This is a genomic window from Streptacidiphilus sp. ASG 303 (genome assembly GCF_020991365.1).
GTDB lineage: Bacteria > Actinomycetota > Actinomycetes > Streptomycetales > Streptomycetaceae > Peterkaempfera.
This window is the reverse complement of the sequence record NZ_JAJLRA010000012.1, coordinates 157,115-179,262: the sequence shown is the minus strand read 5'-3', so window position 1 is coordinate 179,262 and position 22,148 is coordinate 157,115. Positions and strand designations below refer to the sequence as shown.

The 22,148-nt window shown below is 74.3% G+C and carries 19 protein-coding genes and 1 pseudogene; 5 read left to right on the top strand and 15 right to left on the bottom strand.

Translation table 11 applies throughout. The annotated features are described in order from the left end of the window. Positions 1–347 precede the first annotated feature (347 nt). The 5 genes from LO771_RS17635 to LO771_RS17615 all read right to left on the bottom strand — a co-directional run bounded on the left by LO771_RS17635 (position 348) and on the right by LO771_RS17615 (position 3,416). Positions 348–719, bottom strand: a complete 372-nt coding sequence (locus tag LO771_RS17635; RefSeq protein WP_230653500.1) for an SgcJ/EcaC family oxidoreductase — start codon at positions 717–719, stop codon at positions 348–350. A gap of 39 nt (positions 720–758) precedes the next feature. Continuing rightward, positions 759–1,052 carry a muconolactone Delta-isomerase family protein gene (locus LO771_RS17630; protein ID WP_230653498.1) on the bottom strand — a complete coding sequence of 98 codons (294 nt, stop codon included), beginning with the start codon at positions 1,050–1,052 and terminating at the stop codon, positions 759–761. Positions 1,053–1,294: 242 nt separating this feature from the next. After that, positions 1,295–1,906 (bottom strand): NAD(P)H:quinone oxidoreductase, encoded by a 612-nt coding sequence (gene wrbA / locus LO771_RS17625; protein WP_230653507.1) that lies wholly within the window; start codon positions 1,904–1,906, stop codon positions 1,295–1,297. 322 nt (positions 1,907–2,228) lie between these two features. Continuing rightward, on the bottom strand, positions 2,229–2,771 hold the full coding sequence (locus tag LO771_RS17620; RefSeq protein ID WP_255744485.1) for a GNAT family N-acetyltransferase: 543 nt from the start codon (positions 2,769–2,771) through the stop codon (positions 2,229–2,231). 72 nt (positions 2,772–2,843) lie between these two features. Continuing rightward, positions 2,844–3,416, bottom strand: a complete 573-nt coding sequence (locus LO771_RS17615; protein WP_230653496.1) for a TetR/AcrR family transcriptional regulator — start codon at positions 3,414–3,416, stop codon at positions 2,844–2,846. Positions 3,417–3,725: 309 nt separating this feature from the next. Here LO771_RS17615 and LO771_RS17610 point away from each other — a divergent pair, with 309 nt between their 5' ends. Next, on the top strand, positions 3,726–4,742 hold the full coding sequence (locus LO771_RS17610; protein WP_230653494.1) for an alcohol dehydrogenase catalytic domain-containing protein: 1,017 nt from the start codon (positions 3,726–3,728) through the stop codon (positions 4,740–4,742). A 204-nt stretch (positions 4,743–4,946) separates the two neighbouring features. Here LO771_RS17610 and LO771_RS17605 read toward each other — a convergent pair whose 3' ends face one another. Beyond that, complete coding sequence (locus LO771_RS17605; protein ID WP_230653492.1) at positions 4,947–6,632, bottom strand: ribonuclease J; 1,686 nt, start codon at positions 6,630–6,632, stop codon at positions 4,947–4,949. A 475-nt stretch (positions 6,633–7,107) separates the two neighbouring features. Here LO771_RS17605 and LO771_RS17600 point away from each other — a divergent pair, with 475 nt between their 5' ends. Together LO771_RS17600 and LO771_RS17595 are read left to right on the top strand one after the other, a co-directional pair. Further along, positions 7,108–7,845 (top strand): cyclopropane-fatty-acyl-phospholipid synthase family protein, encoded by a 738-nt coding sequence (locus LO771_RS17600; RefSeq protein ID WP_230653490.1) that lies wholly within the window; start codon positions 7,108–7,110, stop codon positions 7,843–7,845. Positions 7,846–8,250: 405 nt separating this feature from the next. Then, positions 8,251–8,898 carry an isochorismatase family cysteine hydrolase gene (locus LO771_RS17595; protein ID WP_230653488.1) on the top strand — a complete coding sequence of 216 codons (648 nt, stop codon included), beginning with the start codon at positions 8,251–8,253 and terminating at the stop codon, positions 8,896–8,898. Positions 8,899–9,537: 639 nt separating this feature from the next. Here LO771_RS17595 and LO771_RS17590 read toward each other — a convergent pair. From LO771_RS17590 to LO771_RS17580, 4 genes are all read right to left on the bottom strand, one after another. Next, positions 9,538–10,554 carry a hypothetical protein gene (locus tag LO771_RS17590; protein WP_230653486.1) on the bottom strand — a complete coding sequence of 339 codons (1,017 nt, stop codon included), beginning with the start codon at positions 10,552–10,554 and terminating at the stop codon, positions 9,538–9,540. Positions 10,555–11,297: 743 nt separating this feature from the next. Then, the gene (locus tag LO771_RS17585) at positions 11,298–11,516 is read right to left on the bottom strand and encodes a hypothetical protein (protein WP_230653485.1); all 219 of its coding nucleotides are present in this window, start codon (positions 11,514–11,516) and stop codon (positions 11,298–11,300) included. An 8-nt stretch (positions 11,517–11,524) separates the two neighbouring features. After that, positions 11,525–11,653, bottom strand: coding sequence for a hypothetical protein (locus tag LO771_RS30735; RefSeq protein WP_255744484.1), 129 nt, complete (start codon positions 11,651–11,653; stop codon positions 11,525–11,527). A gap of 288 nt (positions 11,654–11,941) precedes the next feature. Next, complete coding sequence (locus tag LO771_RS17580) at positions 11,942–12,586, bottom strand: dihydrofolate reductase family protein (RefSeq protein ID WP_230653484.1); 645 nt, start codon at positions 12,584–12,586, stop codon at positions 11,942–11,944. A 412-nt stretch (positions 12,587–12,998) separates the two neighbouring features. On the opposite strand from LO771_RS17580, the gene LO771_RS17575 reads away from it, so the two are divergent. Together LO771_RS17575 and LO771_RS17570 are read left to right on the top strand one after the other, a co-directional pair. Next, positions 12,999–14,015 carry an ATP-binding cassette domain-containing protein gene (locus LO771_RS17575; RefSeq protein ID WP_230653482.1) on the top strand — a complete coding sequence of 339 codons (1,017 nt, stop codon included), beginning with the start codon at positions 12,999–13,001 and terminating at the stop codon, positions 14,013–14,015. Between the two features lie 9 nt (positions 14,016–14,024). Beyond that, positions 14,025–14,891 carry an ABC transporter permease gene (locus LO771_RS17570; RefSeq protein WP_230653480.1) on the top strand — a complete coding sequence of 289 codons (867 nt, stop codon included), beginning with the start codon at positions 14,025–14,027 and terminating at the stop codon, positions 14,889–14,891. A gap of 64 nt (positions 14,892–14,955) precedes the next feature. Here LO771_RS17570 and LO771_RS17565 read toward each other — a convergent pair whose 3' ends face one another. The 5 genes and pseudogenes from LO771_RS17565 to LO771_RS17545 form a co-directional block, all read right to left on the bottom strand. Beyond that, positions 14,956–16,038: a flippase-like domain-containing protein gene (locus LO771_RS17565; protein WP_230653478.1), complete on the bottom strand. Its 1,083-nt coding sequence runs from the start codon at positions 16,036–16,038 to the stop codon at positions 14,956–14,958. Between the two features lie 146 nt (positions 16,039–16,184). Continuing rightward, on the bottom strand, positions 16,185–18,008 hold the full coding sequence (locus tag LO771_RS17560) for an ABC transporter ATP-binding protein (protein ID WP_230653477.1): 1,824 nt from the start codon (positions 18,006–18,008) through the stop codon (positions 16,185–16,187). Continuing rightward, positions 18,005–19,876 (bottom strand): ATP-binding cassette domain-containing protein, encoded by a 1,872-nt coding sequence (locus LO771_RS17555; RefSeq protein WP_230653475.1) that lies wholly within the window; start codon positions 19,874–19,876, stop codon positions 18,005–18,007. Before LO771_RS17555 ends, LO771_RS17560 begins: the two co-directional genes overlap by 4 nt. A 505-nt stretch (positions 19,877–20,381) precedes the next feature. Then, positions 20,382–20,586 (bottom strand): annotated as a pseudogene (locus LO771_RS17550) (hypothetical protein). A 109-nt stretch (positions 20,587–20,695) separates the two neighbouring features. Then, on the bottom strand, positions 20,696–21,859 hold the full coding sequence (locus tag LO771_RS17545) for a teichoic acid biosynthesis protein C (RefSeq protein ID WP_230653473.1): 1,164 nt from the start codon (positions 21,857–21,859) through the stop codon (positions 20,696–20,698). Positions 21,860–22,148 lie beyond the last annotated feature (289 nt).

The following is a 22,148-nucleotide window of genomic DNA, read 5'->3' as shown; positions in this document are numbered from 1 at the left end:
TGGGGGGGGGCCCCGGGGCCCACCGGCGGCCCACCCCACCCGGGCGGCGGGGGCGCCCGTCCGTGGGCGGCCGGCCGCGCCCGACGTGGTGCCCGAGGCCCCGCCCCCCTCGACGGTGCCTTTGCCCCCGTGCGGGGAGACGCCGGCCATGCCAGGCCTGCGCGAGGAAGCACCGTCCGCGCCGTGGAACGGCCGTCGGGCATGCGGGGCGGACTGCGTGTCAGGCCCTTCCGGATCCCGGCCTCCCCCGAGCGCACCGGTGCCGCGCGCCCGGGCCGCGCGCCGCGCGCCCGCGCCACCGCCGCCGGGCAGGACCGCCTCCGGCCGAGGCCCGTTCGCGGAGCCCGTCAGCCGAGCTTGGACACCTGGTAGTGGGCGATGTACCACTGGTCGCCGAGGCGCCTCAGCACGACGCTGAGGGTGACCTGGACGGCCGGCCTGTCGGTGAAGGAGAAGTCGACACCCAGGTAGCCGAGCAGGACGTCCTGCGCGAGCCTGCGCGTCTCCAGCACCCGGTAGTCGGCCGCCAGCCCGATCGGCTGGGAGTCGTAGTAGTCGGCGACCCCCTGGCGGCCGACGCTGTAGGGGTGGAGTCCCTGGAAGACGGCGTCCTCGGTGAAGATCGAGGCGACCTGCTGCGGTTGGTGCGCGTCGACCGCGGTCTTCCACCGGTCCATGACGCCTCGCACGATGGCTTCCTGTGCTGCTGTGCCGTTCATCGGTTGCCTCCTGGCTGCGTACGGCATGAAAGGGGTGGGTCAGCCGGTGGTGCCCGGGTCGTTGGGGTGCGGCTGCAGCGCGGTGATCTCGGCGGTCATCCACGGCCACAGGGGCAGGGTGCCGAGGACGTTCTCGCGCAGGTCGGCCTCGTCGCCGGCGCGCCACAGGCCGATGCTGCGCAGCTCGCCGACCGGCCGCCACAGCCTGCCCAGGAGGCCGGCGGCGGCCAGTTCCCCGGCGCGGACGGCTTCGGCGGCGCGGCGCCGCGTGACCTCCTCCGGGTCGGTTCCCTCGGGGACGGTCGTGGTGAGCACGACCAGGAATTCCTTCATCGTCTTGGTCCTCTCTCGGTTCTGTCCGCGTGCTGCGCAGCAGCGCCGTCCCCGGCCGCGGGGGTGGGGGAAGCGCCCCCTCGCGCGGCCGGGGACGGCCTCCGGTGCGCGGCGGGAGTGCCGCCGGCCGACCGCCCCCGGGGAGAAGCACGGCAGCTCCTGCGGAAGTGCCGGGCCGGGGCCGGGTACGGCCGCCCGTCACGGTCAGGGGCGGGCGGCCGCGGGGCCGGCGGGTGGTGCGGTCAGGCGGCCGCCTTGAGCGTGGTGGCGATCCTGACGACGCGCTCGGCCTGGATGCGGGCGGCGGTGCGGGTGACCTCGTCGACGGGGTTGGTGCCCTGGCCGTCGGCGTGGGAGGTGCCGTAGGGGTTGCCGTCGACGAACTTCGCGGGGTCGGTGAAGCCCGGCGAGACGATGATGCCGCCGAAGTGGTGGACGGAGTTGTACAGGGCCAGCAGGGTGGACTCGTGGCCGGCGTGAGCGGTGGCGGTGGAGACGAAGCCGCTGTAGACCTTGTCGGTGAGCTTGCCCTCGGCCCAGAGTCCGCCGAGCGTGTCGATGAACTGCTTGAGCTGCGAGGAGACGTTGCCGAAGCGGGTGGGGGTGCCGAAGATGACGGCGTCGGCCCACTCGATGTCCTGCGGGGCGGCCTCGGGGATGCCGGCGGTGGCCGCCTGGTTGGCGGCCCAGGCGGGGTTGGAGTCGACGGCGGCCTGGGAGGCGAGCTCGGCGACCTTGAGCAGACGGACCTCGGCACCGGCCTTGACACCGGCGTCGTGGAGCTCCTTGGCGATCTCCGCGATGGTGCCGGTGGACGAGTAGTAGACGATGGCGAGCTTGACGGGGGTGGTCATCACGAGGCTCCGCTTCATGAGGTGTGATCGTCAGAGGATCCGATCGGCCGTCCGGGCGAGCCGGTCGACCGGCCACTCAAACTAGACGACCGGTCTACTTACGTCAAGCGCCCCTTTCAGGCCCTTGCCGCCCGCGGACGGACGGCCGGTTCATCGGCAGACACCTCAGGGGTCGGCGCGGCCGCGGCCCGACCCGGAGGGCGACAAGGACCGGCGCGCGGTCCAGGGCGGCATCGACCGCCTCGGGAGACGTCGAACCCCGGCCACCGGGTACGCGACGGGCTCGCGGCCCGCCCCGGGGCCACCGTCCTCGGCGCCGCCGTCAGCGAGCGGTGGCGGCGTACCGGTCCGACGACAGCTCGAACACCCGCACGCGTCGGCCGCAGGTGGGATTGACGGCCTCACGGACCGGACGCATCCCCAGCTTGGCCATGACCCGCTCGGAGGCGTGGTTGCCCACCTGGGCGATGCTGACGATCCGCTCCAGCCCTCGCTCCTCGAACCCGAAGCGCACCGCGGCCGCAGCGGCCTCGGTGGCCAGGCCCCGCCCCCAGTGGGAACGCCCCAGCCGCCAGCCGACCTCGACCGCCGGCAGCACCTCCGGCAGGAAGTGGGGCACCGAGAGGCCGGTGAAACCGGCCAGCTCACCGGTGGACCGGATCTCCACGGCGAAGAGGCCGAAGCCCTGCGACTCCCACTCGCTCTCCCACGCCCGGATCCCGTCGCGCGTCTGCCGTTCGTCACGGACGCTGCCGTCACGGATCCACCGCATGACCTCGGGGTCGGCATGGACGGCGGCCATCGGCGCGACGTCCTCCTCGCGCCAGCGGCGCAGGACCAGACGGGAGGTCTCGAGCGCGATCATCCGGTGATTCTGGATCAGCAAAGGGCTCCCCGTCACCCCCGTCGGGCGGTTCCGACACACGCGGCGGGCGGCCTAGCGCAGGACGACGTCGAAGACGATGCGGAAGAACGCCTCCACCGGCGCCCCGGACTTCTCGGCACGGGTCGCGATCAGCGTCCCCTCCCAGGCGCTCAGGATGAACTGCGCGGCAGCCGCCGTGTCGAGAGCGCCATCGAGGTCGCCTGCCTCCTGGGCCTCGACGAGCACCCGCCGGATGTGCGAGGCCCAGTGGTCGAAACCGAGCCGGACGGCGGAGCGGATCTCCTCGCTGTGGTCCGCCATCTCCGCGCCCAGGTTCCCGACGAGGCAGCCGCGGACGAACCGGCTGCCGAGGGATTCCCTGCCGAGGTGCTCGAAGTGCGCCCGGAGCCGCTCCAGCGGGGGGCGCCCCGGCTCGGCGAGCATGTCGAAGCGCAGAGTGCCGGCATACCGGTCCAGCGCCTCCAGGGCGCTCTCCTCCTTGCTGGAGAAGTGGTTGTAGAACGAGCCCTTAGGCACGCCGGCCGCTTGGGTGATGTCGTTGATGCCGGTGGCGTTGAAGCCGCGCTCGCGGAACTGCTGCAGGGCGGCCTCTGCGATGTCCTCACGCTTGGACGCACGTCCCATCCTGGATCACCTCCGATTCAATATGGCCGGTCGCCTCGTTGCGCGTCAACCTGCGCAGCCTCCGGGAGGGGCGGCTCGGCATTCCGATGCCCGCACTCCCCCCGCAGGGGCCGCACCGGTGACGGCTCGGCCTGTTGACGAAGTGGGCCGGACCAGGCTTAAGTAGACCGGTCATATTCAATCCGGCGTCCCGCCTCCGTCCGCGGCCGAGTCCGTGTGTACGGGCGGGCGGCCCACGGCCGGAGCAGCCCCCTGAAGGCCTGCCCCCTGCCGGACGCGGGCTTCGCCACAACACCCAGGAGCGAGAGCATGTCCACCTATCGAGCCTTCGAGGCCACCGGAGTCCACACCCTGCGGCTGGTCGAGCGTGAGCTGGTCGACCCCGCACCGGGGCACGTCCGGCTGCGGGTCCAGGCCTGCGGTGTCTGCCACACCGACGTGCTGGCCGTGGAGGGCCTGCGGCCCGACCCCTCGCAGCCCGTCGTCCCGGGCCACGAGATCGTCGGCGTCGTCGACGCCGTCGGGGCCGGCGTCACCGCCTGGCAGCCCGGCGACCGCGTCGGCGTCGGCTTCCTCAACGGGCACTGCGGGGAGTGCGAGCCCTGCCGCCGGGGCGACTTCGTCAACTGCCTGGCCCAGGCCCAGACGGGAACGACGACCGACGGCGGGTACGCGGAGGTGGCCTACGCCCGGGCCAGCGGACTGGTGCGCATCCCCGAGGGCATCTCGGCGCTCGACGCCGCTCCGCTCCTGTGCGCCGGGCTGACCACCTTCGCCGCGCTGCAGCAGGGTCACGCCCGGGCGGGGTCCCTGGTCGCCGTGCAGGGCATCGGCGGACTCGGCCACCTGGCCCTGCAGTACGCACGCAGCCTCGGCTACCGGGTCGCGGCCGTGGCACGGGGCCGGGAGAAGGAGGCGCTCGCCCGCGAGCTGGGCGCGCACGAGTACATCGACAGCACCGCCGCCGACCCCGGGGCCGCACTGCGCGACCTGGGCGGCGCCTCGGTCATCGTCGCCACCGCGTCCAGCGGCGCCTCCATGAGTCCGCTGGTCCGGGGGCTGGCCCCGAACGGCCGGCTGATCGTGGTCGGTGCCGCGCCGGACCCGCTGACGGTCTCGACCCCCGACCTGATCTTCGGCACCCACTCCGTCGTCGGCAGCCTGACCGGTTCCTCCGTCGAGAACGAGGACAACCTCGCCTTCAGCCTCGCCCACGGCATTCGCCCCAGCGTGGAGGTCCTGCCCTTCGAGCGGGCCATGGAGGGGTACGAGCGGATGCTCTCGGGCAAGGCCCGTTTCCGCGTCGTGCTCGACGCGGCGGCCTGAGACACCGGCCGCCGGACAGGGCAGTGCCCCGCGGTGCCGTGCAGGCGGACTTCGACGACCCCGCCTGCACGGCACACGGGCCACGACCGCCCGCTCGGCGCTTCCCCCTCGCGCCCGCACCCGACGCCCCCGGCCCGGGTTCCCGCCGGCCCGTTCACGCCCGTGGGCGGATGCCCCGGCGGCAACCCGGGGCGGCGGGACCGGTCAGGCGTCGATGATCACCGGGATGATCATGGGCTTGCGGCGGTGGGTGCGCCAGGCCCAGGCGCCGACGGCGCGGGTGATGAGCTGCTCCAGCTGGTGCACCTCGCCGATGCCCTCCTGGGCGGCCTTGGCCAGCGCCTTCTCGATGACGGGGATCACCGGCTCGAAGGTGGTGCCGTCGTGGACGAAGCCGCGGGCGAGGAAGTCCGGCGGCTCGGCGAGCTCGCCGGTGTCGGCGTCGACGATGGCGACGACGGTGACGACGCCCTCCTCGGCGAGGGTGCGCCGGTCCTTCAGGGAGCCCTCGGTGGCGCCGCCGACCGTCATGCCGTCGACGTACACGTAGCCGGCGGGGACCTTGCCCGTGATCTTGGCCCGCCCGTCGACCAGGTCGACGACGACGCCGTCCTCGACGACGAGGGTGCGGTCGGGAGCGACCCCGGTGCGCATCGCGATCTCGGCGTTGGCCTGCAGGTGGCGCCACTCGCCGTGCACGGGCATGGCGTTCGCGGGCTTGATGATGTTGTAGCAGTAGGCGAGCTCGCCGGCGCTGGCGTGGCCGGAGACGTGCACCTTGGCGTTGCCCTTGTGGACGACGTTGGCACCCCAGCGGGCGAGGCCGTTGATCACCCGGTAGATCGCGCTCTCGTTGCCGGGGATCAGGGAGCTGGCGAGCAGGACGGTGTCGCCCTTGCCGATGCGGATCTCGTGCTCCCGGTTGGCCATCCGGGACAGGGCGGCCATCGGCTCGCCCTGGGAGCCGGTGCAGACCAGGCAGACCTTGTCACCGGGCATGCCGTCCAGCTCCCGGGGCTGCACCAGCAGGCCGGGCGGCACGTTGAGGTAGCCCAGGTCGCGGGCGATGCCCATGTTGCGCACCATGGAGCGGCCGACGAAGGCGACCTTGCGGCCGTGGGCGTGGGCGGCGTCGAGCACCTGCTGGATGCGGTGCACATGGCTGGCGAAGCTGGAGACGATCACCCGCCGGGGCGCGGTGCGGAAGACCTGCTCGATGGCCGGGTTGAGGTCGCGCTCGGAGATGGTGAACCCGGGCACCTCGGCGTTGGTGGAATCGGCCAGGAAGAGGTCGACCCCCTCCTCGCCGAGCCTGGCGAAGGCCCGCAGGTCGGTGATGCGCTCGTCGAGCGGGAACTGGTCCATCTTGAAGTCCCCGGTGTGGAGGACCAGCCCGGCGCGGGTGCGCAGGGCGACGGCCAGGCCGTCGGGGATGGAGTGGTTGACCGCGACGAACTCGCACTCGAACGGCCCGAAGCTGCGGCGGTCGCCCTCCTTGACCCGCACCGACTTCGGGGTGATGCGGTGCTCCTTGAGCTTGGCCTCGAGGAAGGCCAGCGTCAGCCGCGACCCGACGACGGGGATGTCGCTCCGCTCGCGCAGCAGGTAGGGCACACCGCCGATGTGGTCCTCGTGGCCGTGGGTGAGGACGATGGCCTCGATGTCGTCCAGGCGGTGACGGATCGAGGTGAAGTCCGGGAGGATCACGTCCACACCGGGCTGGTTCTCCTCGGGGAAGAGCACGCCGCAGTCGATCACGAGCAGCCGTCCGGCGTGCTCGAAGACGGTCATGTTGCGGCCGATCTCCCCCAGTCCGCCCAGGGGGACGACCCGCAGTGCGCCGTCGGGGAGCGGCGGCGGCGGCCCCAGTTCCGGGTGTGGGTGACTCATGACCCTCACGTTACCGGAGAATTTTCGAGAAGATCCACACGACGGGGCCTGCGCCCCCTCGGGGCCGGGACCCGGCGGAAGCCGTCCCGGACACGGGCGGAGGCGGCTGCGCACGACGCCCCGCCACCGGCTGTGCGTGCCCGGCACGGCGCGCGGGCACAGGGAACCGCGGGGCGCGGGCGCGGACCGCTCCGGAAGGCGTCGGGGCGTCCGGGGCGGCCCGCCCGTGTCGCGGGGTGCGGGGTGCGGGGTGGCCGGTGGGCGCCGGCGAGGGCACCGCTGAGATGGCCGTGCACGGTCGTGCCGGGTTCGTCGGGGCCGACGCTCTCGGCGGTCCTGCCGCGCACCGCGTACGCGGTGGTGGCGGCGTCCGGGGCGGCGGCCGGTACTCGTGGATCGGCGGCTGTCCGGGAGGCTTCCGGCTCACCGGGGAAAACGGGGTGCGTACGGCCTATGGCGCTGCCAGGCTGCGCGGATGAACCGTGAGCAGATCTCCAGGCTTGCCCATGCCGACCACCCGATCAAGTCCCCGCTCGACGACGACTCGGTGCGCCGGCTGCTGGAACGCGGCCTCCCGCGCGGCGACGAGCGTGTGCTCGACCTGGGGTGCGGCAGCGGGGAGTGGCTTCTGCGCGCGCTGGCCATGCACCCGCAGGTGCGGGCCGAGGGGGTCGACATCTCCGAGGACGCCCTGGGACAGGCCCGCCAGGCCGCGAGCAGCCTCGGCGTCCACGAGCGCCTCGTCCTCCACCACCAGGAAGCCGCGGACTTCTCCTCCCCGCACCCGTTCGACCTGGTGCTCAGCGTCGGGGCCACGCATGCCTACGGCGGCCTGCTCCCCACCCTCGCGGCAGCACGCAGGCATCTGGCTCCGGGCGGACGCGTGCTGATCGGCGAGGGCTTCTGGGACGACGAGCCCTCCCGGGAGGCCGTCGAGATGCTCGGGGACTTCACCGACCTGGCGACCACGGTGGACCGTGTCGTCGCCGACGGCTGGACCCCTGTCCACGGGCACGTCAGCACGCGCAGTGAACTGGACGACTACGAGTGGGCCTGCTGGGGGTCGCTCGCGTCGTGGGCCCTGGATCACCGGGCCGACCCGGACAGCTCACAGGTGCTCGAAACAGCCGGCACCCGCCGCTCCGAATGGCTGCGCGCCTACCGGGACACCTGGGGCTTCGTCTGCCTGGTCCTGCGTCGGACGTCCGACTGACCCCGGACCAGCCCCTGGCATCCGGCACCCGCCCCGCCCCCGTCCCCGCCCCGACAGGCCGCACGGACACTCCGGGGCGGGGTACGGCGGGCTCGCGGCCCGTGGTCTCCGGGCCACGACGGGCTCGCGGCGCCCGACCGGCAGACCGGCCGACCGGCCGACCGCGCTCGAACCTGCTCGGCGAAGCATCGGGCACTCACCCGGGAAGGTGCGCCCCTCGGGCGGATCCACGGGTCCTGGGCATTCCTCGCACCACCGGCGCGCATGCCGGGCGGACGGACAGGTGACAGACTGAGGACCGAGCCGGCGGATCGCACCAGAGGGGCCGGGTTCCGCCCAGGTCGGCCACTCCGCCGCGCATCCCGGCAGCGATCGATCCGTTCACCGGCCGGACGGGAACTGCTCATGACTTCTGAAGCGCCGTACTCCCCGGACGAAACCGCTCTTCTGATCGTCGACCCGTACAACGACTTCCTTTCCGAAGGCGGCAAGCTCTGGCCCCGGGGCAAGGAGGTGGCGGAAGGCGTCGGCCTGCTCGACCACATGCGCACCATGCTCGCCACGGCTCGCCGTCGGGGCTTCCGCGTCCTCGTCGTGCCCCACCACCGGACGAAGCCGGACGACTACGTCACGTGGAGCCACCTGTCCCCGACCCAGCAGCGCATCATGGCCCAGCAGACCTTCGCCGAGGGCAGCTGGGGAGCCGAGTGGCACCCCGACCTCCACCCTCGCGAGGACGAACTCGTCGTACGCCAGCACTGGGCATCGAGCGGTTTCGCGAACACCGACCTCGACCTCATGCTCAAGCAGCACCGGATCAGGAAGATCGTGCTGATCGGCATGCGCGCCAACACCTGCGTGGACACCACCGCACGCTTCGGTCAGGAGCTGGGCTACCACGTGACCCTCATCCGCGACGCCATCGGCTCCTTCAGCTGGGAGGAGATGACGGCGACATTCGAGCTCAACGCACCCTTGTACGCCCATGCCATCCTCACCACGGACGAGTTCGTCGGCATCGTGGACGGCAAGGCGGGCGAGGGCTCCCCGTGATGGAGGACCCCCGGCAACCAGGCCTGGTCGGCCGGACGCCGGGCCGGCCGGTCCGAACGGCCCGCCCGCGGACCCTGCACGTCCCCTGCTGCGCGGGGGCGCGGCACGAGACGCGCCCGGCCGCGAGGCGCGGGGCCGCCGCCGGCGGGGGCGGGAGCCCCCGGCTTCGCCGCCGATCTTCGGCTGCTTGCCGTGGGAGCGCTTGACCGGGTGGTCGCCGAGGCGTCCGAGCTCGCCGAGCTGCGGGACGAGACACCCCAGGGCCCCACGTGGCGGCGGAGCATCAGCCGCATCCGCGCCGCCGCCAGCCGCGGTGCACGCCGAGTCGGGCAGGCCGAGGCCGATGGCCCTGATCTCCTGGGCCACGACCTCTCCCGTGCGGCAGTGGCCGAAGGCGCAGATCTCGCGCCACCCCTTCACGGCCCCAGGCCGAGCCTTCTCAGCAGGGGACACATCCGCGGACACGACCATGCGGTCGCCGCTGCACCTGCCGTCGTTGGCCGCATGCGCGCGACCCGCGCCGGGGATGACGCCCTTGGCGCACACATCATCTGATGCCGTTCCCGTGGACACAGCCGTCGTGATCGAGAGGTTGCGGTGGACGCGGGACAGGCAGGCGCCTCCGACAGGTGGGAGGTGTCAGGGCAGTTTCGGCTGGAGGGTGGCGGAGACCATGTCGAAGACGCCCCAGTAGCCCTCGATCCAGCTGCTGTCCGGCAGGCCGGTGGTGGTCCTCACGTGGGTGAAGCCCTCCACGCCGACCCAGCCGCGGAAGACGCCGGCGTCGTCGACGACCTGGAGCATCGGGCGGGGGTGGGAGTTGTGGACGTAGCAGGGCTTGCCCTGGGCCAGGGAGCGGCACCAGTACTCCTCGGCGGTGCGCCGTCCGCCGCCGATCTCGGCGAGGTAGCGCACCCGCGCCTTGTCGGTGCCGCCGCAGCTGGTGCCCGGCTGGACCCATCCGGCGCACAGGCCGCTGCTGCACAGGCGCCAGGGGTTGGCGGTGTCGGCCAGGGTCCAGGAGCCGCCGGCGCCCTCGCGGGCCACGATGCCGGTGCGGGTGGCGGGGTCGGAGGAGGAGGCCTTGGCGACGACGTAGGCGCCCTTGTAGGGCTGGGCGTCGTAGCGCGGGTCCTTCAGCAGGGCCGCCATGGTGGCCCGGCTCTCGCGGCCCAGGGAGGCGTTGCTGCCGTAGCCGACGCCGAAGGTGGCGCCGTAGTCGGTGAAGGCGCCGGCGGCGGGGATGGTCACGCCGGCGCCGTAGGCGCCGTAGAAGCCGGGGCTGGTGATGCGGGCGACGCCGCCGGAGGCCAGGCCGGTCTGGACGGTCCAGTACTCGTGGAAGGGACCGGTGGCGGCGCCGGTGCCGGTGCGGTTCCAGGTGACCGCGAGCCTGCCGTCGGCGGTGTAGGTGTAGGTGCCCTTCAGGGAGCCGGTGGGGTTGCCGGCGAAGCCGGGCAGGGTGCGCACGGAGCAGGTCGGGACGCCGCCGCAGTCCGCGGTCAGGGCGGCGACCCGGGTGGGCTGGTCCTGCTGGTTCCACCGCCAGTGGCTGGCACTCGCCGTGCCGTCGGCCGCGAAGGTGTAGTAGCCCAGCCGGACCCAGTTGCGGTAGCCGCTTCGGGCCGACGGGTTCAGCGACCCGACGGACACCACCCAGTTGGCCTTCCCTCCGGGCAGCGCGGGTGCGGCATGGGCGGGACGCGCCCAGGCCAGGGCGGAGGCGATCAGGACGAGCGCCGCCGCCAGGACCGCTGCGAGCCGGTGTGCGGGCCGCCGCGGGGTGGAGATGTTTACTTGTGGCTTTTCCTCACTGTCTGCCGGGTCCGGACGCCGTGCGCCCGGACGTGCCCGCGCACGCCGCAGGGGGCCGTGCCGGGTGGGGCCCGCGCGGCCGTCCACCGGGCCCTTCTGCGGTTTGCAGGTGCGCGATGGGCTGCCGGACCTGGCCGTGCCGCGCGGCGGGGCTGCGCGCAGGCGGAGGAGCGGACCGGAGAAATGTACACGAAGAGAACGGGATTCCCAGCAGCCGATATGTTCTGATGCGAACTCACATCACAGGGAGATCACGAACTCTTGGAGGTGCGCTCGGAAATGAACCTCGGCGACCCGGTCCGCGTGTCGCCCTTTCCTTTGTTTGGCATATGCCAAAAGCACATGCATAAGCAGACTGCTGACGCGCCCTGCATGTCGGGCTGATCGCGAATCGTTGAGAAGTGAGACCGCCCAGCGGGGGGAACGCATCGCGCTGCCGCGGTCCGGGCGGGGTGCCTCGGCAGGGGGGCGGCCGGTCCCTGCGGTCCCGTCAGCGACGGTGCCCGGCCCAGCGGGTCGTCGGGCACGTCCTCAGGGGGCGGGCGCGACGGCTCCGCACCCGCCACCTTCTTCTCCTGCGCCCGCTACGCGAGCCGGACCACGTTCCTGGCCAGGGCCTCGACCCGCACGTGGTCGCGCGCCAGGGCCGCCGCGTCGGCGTGGGCCATGTGGACGGTCAGCGGACTGGAGCGGTAGGTGCGGCCCGCGAAGTCCGCGAGGAAATCCTCGGGGCGCGGCCACGCCGGCGCGCCGGCCCGCGCCTGGTCGGCACCGCAGCACCCGGCGTGGAACGCAGGGTGCATGGCCCCGTTCATCCGGGCGCGATCTCGACGAGTGCTGGCCCGTCCGCGGTCAACATCACCTCGGCGTGCGCCGGGCCGAAGTCGATGCCGAGCACCTCCAGGACCTCGTGGGTGCAGGCGGTGAGGGCGGCCACCATCGGGTCGCCGGGCGCAGTGCGGCGAGGCGCCGCGCGGTCGCGGCCGGATCGGTACCGGTCAGCACCGCCGCCGCCGCGTGAGGTCCGTGCGGGCGGCGGCGCGGGGCCGGGGGTTGGGAGCCGGGGCCGGGTCCGGGGCGGGCGGCGTTCGGACGCGGCCTCGCCGGCCGGTCCACCGCAGGAACGGGGGCCGCGCGCACCGCGGCCCCCCTCCCCCCAGGCCCTGTCGTCCGACCTCCCGTCCGACCTCACGAGCCGGCCGACGGCGTACCGGCAGGGCCCCTCGTGTCACCTGCGCCAGAAGAGGTGGTGCGTCACGCCGCTCGGGCTGGGCACGACCTCGAGGTGGAACCGGTCGAGCAGCTCGTCGGGCGACTCCCAGAGCCGCAGCCCGGTCCCGAGCTTCACCTGCGTGACCACCACGTGCAGGGTGTCGACGAGGTCGGCGTCGAGGAACTGCCGGAGGGTGGTGACCCCGCCGCCGAGCCGGACGTCCCTGCCCTGCGCCGCCTCCCGCGCCTGCCCGAGGACCGTGGCCGGGTCCCCGTCGACGAAGTGGAACGTGGTGTCGGAGAGCGTGAACGACGGACGCCTGTGGTGGGTCATGACGAACACCGGGGTGCGGAACGGGGGCTCGTCACCCCACCAGCCGCGCCACTCGTGGTCGCGCCAGGGCCCGCGCTGGGGCCCGAACTTGTTGCGGCCCATGATCTCGGCGCCGATGTTCCGCGCGAAGTCCCGGGTGAAGTAGTCGTCGAGGCCCCGGCTGCCGCCGGAGTCGGTGCGCATGGGCCAGCTGGCCGTGGCGCCGGCCCAGGCGAACAGCCTCGCGGGATCGGCGTGGCCGAACGGACGCTCGAGGCTCTGCTCCTCACCCGCGCCGATCCCGTCGCTCGAGACGGTGAAGTTCTGGACTCTCAGGAGCTGGGCCATGGGTTCCTCCCGTGGTGTCGGCAACAGGGGTGGGACTCTCCGGGCCGGGAGAACTCATCGCTGCGTCCCTCCCCGGGGTGTCCCGGACGCGGACCCCGGCATGCCCGGCGCCGTCCCGCACACGGACACCGCGGGGGACGGCGGCCCTCCCGTCGGCCCCGCCGCCGTGCGGCCGGGGCGGCGCCTCCGGCGCCGCACGCCGGAACAGCTCCCGCAGCGGCTCGCGCGGCGAGGACCGGTCCGGGCCGCTTCCCGCCGCCGGCCCCGCCCGCCCTGCGGAGGGCCGGACGGCCGTCGCCGGGAGGACGAGCGGCCCTGGCCGCCGGGGCGCCCGGGGGGCAGGCTCGGACCATGGGCCGTGGATGCGGACCGTGTCCGGGCGGGCACCGCGGTCCGCGGACAGGGGCCCGTCGTGAGTGCAGATGCCGACTTCGCGCAGCGGCCGGTCCGGGACGGTGCCGGGCCGGCGGTGGACGTCCACGGGCTGGCCAAGCGGTACGGGGAGGTCGTCGCCGTCGCCGGTGTCGACTTCTCGGTCGCGCAGGGCGAGGTCTTCGCCCTCCTCGGCCCCAACGGCGCCGGCAAGTCGACGACCATCAAGATGCTCTGCACCCTGGCCCGGCCGACGTCGGGGCGGGCCACGGTGGCCGGCTACGACGTGCTCTCGGCGGCCCGGGAGGTCCGCCGCCGCATCGGGCTCGTCTTCCAGGAGCAGACGCTCGACGACCAGCTCACGGCCGAGGAGAACCTGCGCTTCCACGCCGTGCTCTACGGCGTCCCGCACGACCGGGTCGAGCCGCGCATCGCCCGGGTCCTCGATCTCGTCGCGCTGTCGGACCGCCGCAGGCACCTGGTGTCGACGTACTCGGGCGGCATGGCCCGGCGCCTGGAGATCGCCCGCGGCATGCTCCACACCCCCAGGATCCTCTTCCTCGACGAGCCCACCCTCGGCCTGGACCCCCAGACCCGTGCCCTCATGTGGGACGACGTGCTGCGTCTGCGGGAGGAGGAAGGCGTGACGATCTTCCTGACCACCCACTACATGGACGAGGCCGAGTACGCCGACCGCATCGCGATCATCGACCACGGCTCGATCATCGCCCTCGGCACCCCGAGCGCACTGAAGGCCTCCGTCGGGGCGGACACCGTCACCCTGGGGACCGACGACGACGAGGCGGCGCTGGCCTCGCTGAAACGGGTCGGCTACACGGCCGTGCACACCGAGGGCGGCATCACCGTCTTCGTCGACGACGAGGAGTCCGCCGTCGGCCCCATCGTGTCCGCCGCGGAGGTGCCGGTGCGGACCGTCCGGGCCCGCCGCCCCACCCTGGACGACGTGTTCCTCCACTTCACCGGCCGCGAGATCCGGGAGCAGCACGGCGAGGCCGTCCCCATGTTCGCCCGGGCGCACGGCGCCCGGAGACGCTGAGGAGGAGAGATGACCGCCGTCTCCACGCGCACTCCCGCCGTCGCGGCCGCGGGCACCGGCACGTCGGTTCCCGGCGAGCTCCGGGTCGTCGCGATGGTGTGGGAGCGGGAGCTGATCCGGTACACCCGCACCCGGACGCGGATCGTGAGCGGATTCGCGCAGCCCGTCCTCTTCCTGCTCGTCCTCGGCTACGGCATGAGCGGGCTGGTGGGGACGACCGGCGGGTTCACCTTCCGCCAGTTCGTGTATCCCGGGGTGGTCGCCATGAGCGTGGTCATGACCGCCATGTTCTCGGCCATGTCGATCGTCTGGGACCGCGAGTTCGGCTTCCTGCGCGAGATGCTGGTCGCCCCGGTCAGCCGGGCGTCCCTCGTGCTGGGCAAGACGGCCGGCGGGGCGACGGTGGCCGCCGCCCAGGGGACGATCATGCTGGTGCTCGCCCCCCTGGTCGGCATCCGCCTCACACCCCTGCTCGTCGTGGAGGTGATCGGGATCGAACTGCTGATGGCCGTGGCCATGACCACGTTCGGGGTCTTCGTCGCCAGCCGCATCCAGCGGATGGAGTCCTTCCAGGTCGTCATGCAGATGCTGCTCATGCCCATGCTGTTCCTGTCGGGGGCGCTCTTCCCGCTCAACGGGCTCCCCGCCTGGCTGGCGGTGGTCACCCGGCTCAACCCGCTCACCTACGCCGTCGCTCCGCTCCGGCAGGTGGTCTTCTCGGCGCAGGACATGTCCGCCGCCGCCCGGGCCCGCTTCCCGACCAACGTCACGATCCTCGGCCACACCCTGCCGATCTGGTGGGAACTGGCCGTCGTGGCCGTCTTCGCGCTGGTGTTCTTCGTCCTCGCGCACCGGGGCCTCTCCCGGACCGAGTAGGCGCCGCCGTCCCGGCCGCCGCCGTCCCCGGGGCCGGAGGGCGTGGGCGACGGGCCCGGGCCTGTCACCCGGTGCGCCCGCCGGCCTCGGCACGGCGGTCCGCGCGTCGCGCACCGAGGGTCAGGCCGAGCCAGCACGCCCAGCCGAGGGGCTGCAGCGCCCAGTAGCCCACGATGCGGTAGAGCAGCGTGAGGGCGATCGCCCGGTCGGCGGGCAGCCCGTACAGCACGAGCAGCGCCGTCAGCCCGGCCTCCACCACGCCGAGGCCGCCCGGCGTCAGCCGCAGGCTCCCCGTCATCTGGGTGAGCGCGTACACCACGAGGATCCCGCGCCAGGGGACAGCAATGCCCAGTGCCCAGGCGCAGGCGAGGAGGCAGGCCGCGTCGCACACCCAGTTGAGCAGCGCGAACGTGAAGGGCAGCCACCACGGGCGCAGCCCCGGCCGCACGGCGCGGACGTGCCGGACCAGGGCGCGCAGGCCGTCCTCGACGTCCCGCAGCCGCCGGGAACGCGCCCCGAGCCGCCGCAGGAGGCGCCGGAAGAGGCGGCGCACCGGCCTGAACCGGGAGACACCGGCCGCGGCACCCGCCGCCACAGCGAGGAACGCCGCGGTCCCGAGGACCACCGGCCGCAGCGCGCCGGGCCCCGCGGAGCCGCCGGCCAGCGCGCCGGCCACGAGCAGCACGAGGAGCGCGACCGCCGACAGCACGCCCGAGACGGCGAGCACTGCTCCCGCGAGCACCTGCCCCACACCCCTGCGCCGCCACTGCGCGAACACCCACGCGGTCGCGACCGCCGCCCCGCCCGGCACCGCGCCGGCGACGGCGTTGGCCGCCGGCACGACCGCCGCGACGACCCGGAGGCGCAGCCGCGCCCCGCCCGTCCGCAGCAGCCACTGCTGCAGCGCGACCAGAGCGGCGAGGGACGCCGCCTCGAACCCGGCGGCCAGGACCAGCCGGGGCGGCCGGACCGCGGCGATCAGGTGGGAGGCGGCAGCCAGGTCCTGCCGCCGGTACACCGCGACGACCGCCGCGATCGCCACCAGGGCGACGGAGCCGATCCACCACAGCCGGCGGGGCACCCCGAGGGGTGCTGCGGCGAGGCCCTCGCCGCGTCCGACGCCCTCGTCCTCGCCCTCGCCCTCCATGCGGGCCACCGTACGGCGGCGCACCGCCCGGCGGCATGATCCGCGGACGGACCCGCCCTGCAGGGGGCCCGTCGGCGGCCTGTCCCCCCCGTCCCGGGGCGTGCCGGGTCCGGGGTGCCCGCCGGAGGGGCCCGGACCAGGTCCGGCTAGGGACGGTAGCCGCGCGCCTGCAGGTCGAAGAGCGACGCGTACCGTCCGCCGAGCGCCATCAGGTCGGCATGGGTCCCCTGCTCGGCGACGGCACCGTCCTCGAGCACCACGATCCGGTCGGCCATGCTGACCGTGGAGAACCGGTGCGAGACGAACAGGGCCACGGCGCCGCGTGCGCGGGCCGCCTCGCGCGCGTTCGCCAGGTGGCGCTCGAACAGCAGGTGCTCCGACTGCGCGTCGAGGGCGGCGGCCGGTTCGTCGAGCACCAGGAGCAGCGTGCTCCGGCGCATCATCGCCCGGCCCAGGGCCAGTTTCTGCCACTGGCCGCCGGACAGGTCGCGGCCGTCGGGGAAGCTGGTGCCGATGCGGGTCGCCAGGCCGTCCGGCAGGCCGGACAGGACGCCGTCGGCTCCGGCGTCGCGCAGCGCCCGGCGGACGGCGTCCGCGTCGTCGGCACGGGGCAGGTCGCCGACCCCGACGACCTGCTGCGCCGGGAACTCGAAACGGACGAAGTCCTGGAAGGCGGCGGAGACGGCCTCCCGCCACGCGTGCACGTCCAGGTCCGCCAGGTCCCTGCCGTCGACGAGGATGCGGCCCGCGCTCGGCCGGTAGAGTCCGCACAGCAGTTTCACCAGGGTGCTCTTGCCCGCGCCGTTCTCCCCCACGAGGGCGACCACCGAGCCGGCGGGCAACGTCAGGTCGACGCCGCGGACGACGTCCCTGCCGGCGCCCGGATAGCGGAAGCGGACCCCCTCCAGCCGTATCCCGTCGCGCAGGGCGGGCGGGGCGGCGCCCGTGCCGCAGGCCGTGTCCGCGTCCTCCGCGGCGGCGGCCAGCACCCGCCGCATCCGGGCGCCGATCAGCCCGGCGCGCTGCATGTCCAGGGTGAGGCCGAGGATCTGGGTGACGCCCATGGCGACCTGCTGGGCCAGCACGATCGCGAGGACCACGTCGCCGACCCCGGCGTGCCCGGCGACCGCGTCGCGCACCACGAGCAGCAGCGCCAGGCCGTAGGCCACCCCGAAGACCGCCTGTCCGGCGGTGCGGACCAGTGCCGCCGCGGTCTCGGCGCGGCGGGTCCGGGCGGCGGCCAGGGCGATCAGCTCCTCCTGGCGGCGGGCCAGTTCCGGGCTGAGCCCGGCCAGGCGGATCTCCATCATCGGACCCGGCTGCTGGGCGAGCACCAGCAGGTCGTGGGCGCGGCGGCGCTCCGGCTCGACGGCCCTGCGGGTGCGCTCGGCCAGTTCCGTGGCGTGGCGTCCCGCGACGTAGGGGGCGAGCGCCGCGAGCGGCAGGAGCACGAGCAGCGGCTGGATCCTCCCCAGCAGGGCGACGGTCACGAGCAGCTGGACGGTGACCGCCAGCGTCTCCAGCAGGCCGCGCACCACGTTGTTCAGCTGGAGGACGTCCTGCTGGAGCAGGGACAGCTCGTCGGCGAAACCGGGGTCCTCCTGCCGGTCCAGCGTCGCGCCGTCCTGCGTGGCGCGCACGAGGCGCGCCGTGGTGGCCAGGACGGCCCGCTCCCCCAGGACGCCGAACACCATCGACGTGAAGTGCCCCATGGTCAGCTGGACCACGGCCAGCACGGCGATGCAGCATCCCGCGAGGGCGGCGGCGCCGTGCCTGCCCTGCGTGACGGCTTCGACGAACGCGGCCAGCGCCAGGCCGAGGAGCGGACCGGAGACCGCCCCCGAGAAGATCATCAGGGTGCCGCCGACACCTCGGACCGGGTCCTCCCGCAGCAGCGTCCGGCACGTGGCGAAGGCGTCGCGCACACCCCGGAGCCGCCCTCCCGGCCCCGGCCCGACCTCCGGTGTCATGACCCGTCCCCCTGTTCCGCGGCGGTGGCCACGGCGAACCGGGCGGCCTGCAGGGAGAACATGCGCGCGTACTGCCCGCCGAGCTCCATGAGCTCGTCATGGGTGCCGTCCTCGGCGACACGGCCGCCGTCCAGGACGACGATCCGGTCGGCCCGGCGGACGGTGGCGAACCGGTGCGACACCACGATCGTGGTCGTCCCCCGCGTCAGGTCCAGGAAGCTGTCGATGAACGCCGCCTCGGCGCGCACGTCCATGCTCGCGGTGGGCTCGTCCAGGATCAGGACCGAGGCGCCGCCGGACACCGCGAGCATCGCCCTGGCGAGCGCCACGCGCTGCCACTGCCCGCCGGACAGGTCGGTGCCGCCCTCGTGGTCGCGGCTGAGCGTGGTGTCGAGTCCCCGCTCCAGGCCCTCGAGGAAGCCGTCGGCGCCGGCGCGCTCCGCGGCCCGGGTGACGGCGGCCCGGTCCGCGGCCAGCTCGGCGGCGCCGAAGCCGACGTTGTCGGCGGCGGGGAGCGGGTAGCGGCCGAAGTCCTGGAAGACGGCCGCGATGCGGCGCTGCCACTGCGCGGCGTCGAAGCCCCCGATGTCGACGCCGTCGGCCCTGATGCGGCCGGACTGCGGTTCGTAGAACCGGCACAGCAGCTTGACCAGCGTGGTCTTCCCCGCGCCGTTGGCACCGACCACCGCGAGGGAGGTTCCGGCCTCCAGGTCGAGCGTGACGCCGGCCAGCACCGGCCGGTCCGCGCCCGGGTAGGTGAAGACGAGGTCCTCGAACCGGATCGACCGGGTCACCGGCCCGACCGGGACGGCGGGGACGGCGCCGGGTGCCGCAGCGGGCCGTGCGGCGGCCACCGCCGCCTCCACCCGCTCGACGTGGCGCAGGCACGTGAGGCCGTAGGAGATGAGGTAGTCCGACTCATCGAAGCTCGCCCCGATGCCGAGCGCGCCGATCACCGCCTGCGCGACCAGCACGGTCGTCCACGCGGGCAGGCCGCCGCGCGGCCAGGCCGGTCCGGCCAGCGCCAGCGCCCCGCCGGCGGCCGTGACCGCCGCCGCCAGCGCGAAGGGCCGGATGAAGATCCTGGAGCGGATGGCCCACAGCGTGCGGAAGTAGCGGAGGCCCTCCTCCTCTCCGCGGTCGGCCAGCCACCCGGCCAGCCCGAAGATCCGCGCCTCCTTCCCGACCGCGGTGCCCATGGCCGAGGAGGACAGGAAGGAGTACCGCCGCCGGTCCGCGATGGTGTCCACGATCGCCGACGCGTAGGCGTTCGCCCCCCGCCGGTGCGTGACGCGCAGCACCAGGCCCCCGACTCCGGCCGCCGCCGCGGCGGACCAGCCGAGCCCGGCCCCGACGACGGCCAGCGCGCCGGCGAACGCGGTGTACCGGGCCAGCAGCGTCAGCGACGCCGCCGCGGCCGCGCCGGGGGTCGCGAACCGCCGCATCCCGGCGACCGCCTCGTCCAGTGCCGACCGGACCTCGGGGCGCTCCATGACGGCGATCCCCGGTGTTGCGTAGTTGGCGTCCATGAGCCTCCGGTGGACGTGGACGTCGACCCGGGACTGGATCACCCAGGCCAGCATCCGCTGCACCGGCGCCAGGACCTGACCGACCACCAGGGCGGCCGCCGCCAGGCTCATGGCCACCTCGAGGGACCGCCACGCCGCCGATCCGGTCCCGCCGGCCGCGGCCGCACGCACATGGCCCACGGCCGCACTGCTGGACAGCATGAACGCCAGCGGGGCCGCACCGACGACCAGCTGCACGAGGACGCTGGCGGCGACGGCCGGGCGGGAGGCGTGCCGGAGGAGCGCGAGCAGCCGGAGGCGCTCCCGGGGGATGCCCGGCAGTGCGGACCGTGGGCGCATGCAGGTCGGCCCTCTCGTTCGGGCAGGCGGGACGGGGGCGGCGCTGCAAGTTTCTACCGGGATCACCGCGGCGGGCGCAATCATTTTTCATCAGGGGTGAACACCCCGGGCAGGGCCGGTCCACGGTCCGGGCGCCCCGGAGCCCTCCGGTCCTCCGCCGCCGGCGCGGTCGCGCACAGCCGGGGCCCCGGCCACGGGGGCGTGCTCGACGAGGCCCCCGGGCGGGCGGTCCGGGACCCGGGACAGCAGGTCGACGGCGCGGGGCCCCGCCCGTCACGGCCGCAGCGGTCGCTCGACCGGCGGCCGTCCCGAGGACGCCCGGGGAGGCCGCCCGCTCCCGGAGCCGTCGGCGGACGAGGCCGGCGGTCAGCGGTCGGCGGTCAGCGGTCGGCGGTCAGCGGTCGGCGGTCAGCGGTCAGCGGTCAGCGGTCAGCGGTCAGCGGTCGGACACTGCCCGGAAGGACCGTCAGCCCCCTGCCGGCGCGCCGGACTCGTGCCGACGTGTTCACCGGCCCTCCTCCGGCGCCGAGCGCCGGTCGGCGAGGCGCTCCGGGTCGGCGGCGTCCCCGGTGCGGGCCTCGGTGCGGTGCCCCCGTGCCAGGTGGTCCCGGACGATCAGCTCGACCGCCGTCCCGCGGGCTCCTGGTGCCGGCCGGCAGCATGACCTCGATCGCGAGGTCGCTGTCCGGGCTGATGGCGGCCTTCGCCATGGCACCCCCCTGAAAGGCTCTCCTGGCACCCTGCCCGGGACGGGCGGCCGGCGGTCCGCGACGGGCACGTCGCCGCACCGGGGACGGGCGGATCACGGACCGCCCGCCGTCAGGGCCGGACGAGGGCGTCCTTGACGTAGATGGTCGCCTGCCGGGCCCCGGGGTCGCCCGAGGCGAAGCCCATGCACAGGCGGAAGGTGGCGGGGTCCGCCGCACTGGGCACCTGGACGGCCAGTCCCTCCGGCTCGCGGTAGGTGAGGGTGTAGGCGGCCCTGGTCGGCCGCGTCTCGAGGATCGCGCCGGTGCCCAGGTCGACGGAGGTGAGGAAGGTGTTGCCCTCGCCGTCGGGGGAGACGACGACGGTCTCCGCGGTGCCGTCGCCGTTCAGGTCGATCTGCTGGGTGGTGCCGTAGGCGTTGCCGTGCATCAGGTACAGGTACCGGCCGGCGACGGCGTAGCCCTGGAAGTCGGGCGTGCCGTACTGGGCGGGGACGGTGACGGCGGGCTCGGCGATGTCGGCGAGGGGCGCGTTCCAGATGCCCAGCCGGGCCAGGTCCAGGTCGTGCACGGCGTACCGCATGCCGCCGTCGGTGCCGTAGCGGTGGACCAGGCGCCCGTACACCGGGTCGACGGAGGCGGTGTTGGCCGTGCTGCCGGGGACGGGGGTGTGCTTGACCAGCGCGGAGGAGCTGCTGTCGACCACGGCGCCGTCAACGAACTTGAAGCGGGCCAGGCGCTGGCCCCGGCTGGACTTCCCGTCCGAGGTCGGAACCGCGTCGGCCTCGGTCCACAGGTAGGCCCCCGCGCCGAAGGGCTCCACGCCGAAGCTCACGCCGTGGCCGAGGCCGCGGGCGTACATGGAGCCCAGCTGGTTGCCGGACAGGTCCCACCGGGTGATGCACAGGTCGCCGCGGATGCTGCGGTCGGTGCCGCTGACCGGCGCCGTCTCGCCGGGGAGTTGGATGCCGCCCTCCATCACCTGGGCCAGGTAGATGCGGCCGTTGACGTTGTCGAAGCCGAAGGACTGCAGGACGGTCGAGTTGTGCAGCGGCTTCTCGCGGATGAGCGGGTCCGAGCCGTCGTCGAGGTCCACGACCGGGGAGTCGAGCAGCAGTCCGGACCCCGGGGTGGCGGGCGCACCGGCGGCGTGCGCCGTGGCCGCGCCGAGCAGAGTGGTGCCCGATGCCGCCGCGGCGGCCGCGCTCCAGCCGAGGAGCGAGCGCCGGCTGAGGCGCGGTCCCCTGCGCGGACCGGGTGTCACGTGGGTGTCCATGCTTTCCCTCCTTCGCCGGCGGGCCGTCGGGAGGATCGCCGGCCGACGACGTGATCATGCCAGCTGGACAGGGACATGACCAATCGTGGAGGGCGGGGTCCGCGCCGGGCGAGGAGGGGATCGCGGGCGTCCCGCCGGACGGCGTCGCCGACCACAGCCTGCTCGGCACGGGGGCCCGGCTGGGGAGATCACCAGCGACCTGCGCGGGGCGATGCCCGGGGTGGACACCCGCGCCGGCCCGGCCGCCGGCACCACGCCCGTGCTCTGGAGCCTCGTCCATGCGGTCCGC

Bases quoted from the DNA above. Each gene is read 5' to 3' on its own strand.
- LO771_RS17560 (WP_230653477.1), bottom strand. From the start codon at position 18,008: ATGACACCGGAGGTCGGGCCGGGGCCGGGAGGGCGGCTCCGGGGTGTG.
- LO771_RS17545 (WP_230653473.1), bottom strand. From the start codon at position 21,859: ATGGACACCCACGTGACACCCGGTCCGCGCAGGGGACCGCGCCTCAGC.
- LO771_RS17620 (WP_255744485.1), bottom strand. From the start codon at position 2,771: ATGATCGCGCTCGAGACCTCCCGTCTGGTCCTGCGCCGCTGGCGCGAG.
- LO771_RS17585 (WP_230653485.1), bottom strand. From the start codon at position 11,516: ATGCACCCTGCGTTCCACGCCGGGTGCTGCGGTGCCGACCAGGCGCGG.
- LO771_RS17555 (WP_230653475.1), bottom strand. From the start codon at position 19,876: ATGCGCCCACGGTCCGCACTGCCGGGCATCCCCCGGGAGCGCCTCCGG.
- LO771_RS17570 (WP_230653480.1), top strand. From the start codon at position 14,025: ATGACCGCCGTCTCCACGCGCACTCCCGCCGTCGCGGCCGCGGGCACC.
- LO771_RS17595 (WP_230653488.1), top strand. From the start codon at position 8,251: ATGACTTCTGAAGCGCCGTACTCCCCGGACGAAACCGCTCTTCTGATC.
- LO771_RS17635 (WP_230653500.1), bottom strand. From the start codon at position 719: ATGAACGGCACAGCAGCACAGGAAGCCATCGTGCGAGGCGTCATGGAC.
- wrbA (WP_230653507.1), bottom strand. From the start codon at position 1,906: ATGACCACCCCCGTCAAGCTCGCCATCGTCTACTACTCGTCCACCGGC.
- LO771_RS17630 (WP_230653498.1), bottom strand. From the start codon at position 1,052: ATGAAGGAATTCCTGGTCGTGCTCACCACGACCGTCCCCGAGGGAACC.
- LO771_RS17565 (WP_230653478.1), bottom strand. From the start codon at position 16,038: ATGGAGGGCGAGGGCGAGGACGAGGGCGTCGGACGCGGCGAGGGCCTC.
- LO771_RS17580 (WP_230653484.1), bottom strand. From the start codon at position 12,586: ATGGCCCAGCTCCTGAGAGTCCAGAACTTCACCGTCTCGAGCGACGGG.
- LO771_RS17615 (WP_230653496.1), bottom strand. From the start codon at position 3,416: ATGGGACGTGCGTCCAAGCGTGAGGACATCGCAGAGGCCGCCCTGCAG.
- LO771_RS30735 (WP_255744484.1), bottom strand. From the start codon at position 11,653: ATGGTGGCCGCCCTCACCGCCTGCACCCACGAGGTCCTGGAGGTGCTC.
- LO771_RS17610 (WP_230653494.1), top strand. From the start codon at position 3,726: ATGTCCACCTATCGAGCCTTCGAGGCCACCGGAGTCCACACCCTGCGG.
- LO771_RS17600 (WP_230653490.1), top strand. From the start codon at position 7,108: ATGAACCGTGAGCAGATCTCCAGGCTTGCCCATGCCGACCACCCGATC.
- LO771_RS17605 (WP_230653492.1), bottom strand. From the start codon at position 6,632: ATGAGTCACCCACACCCGGAACTGGGGCCGCCGCCGCCGCTCCCCGAC.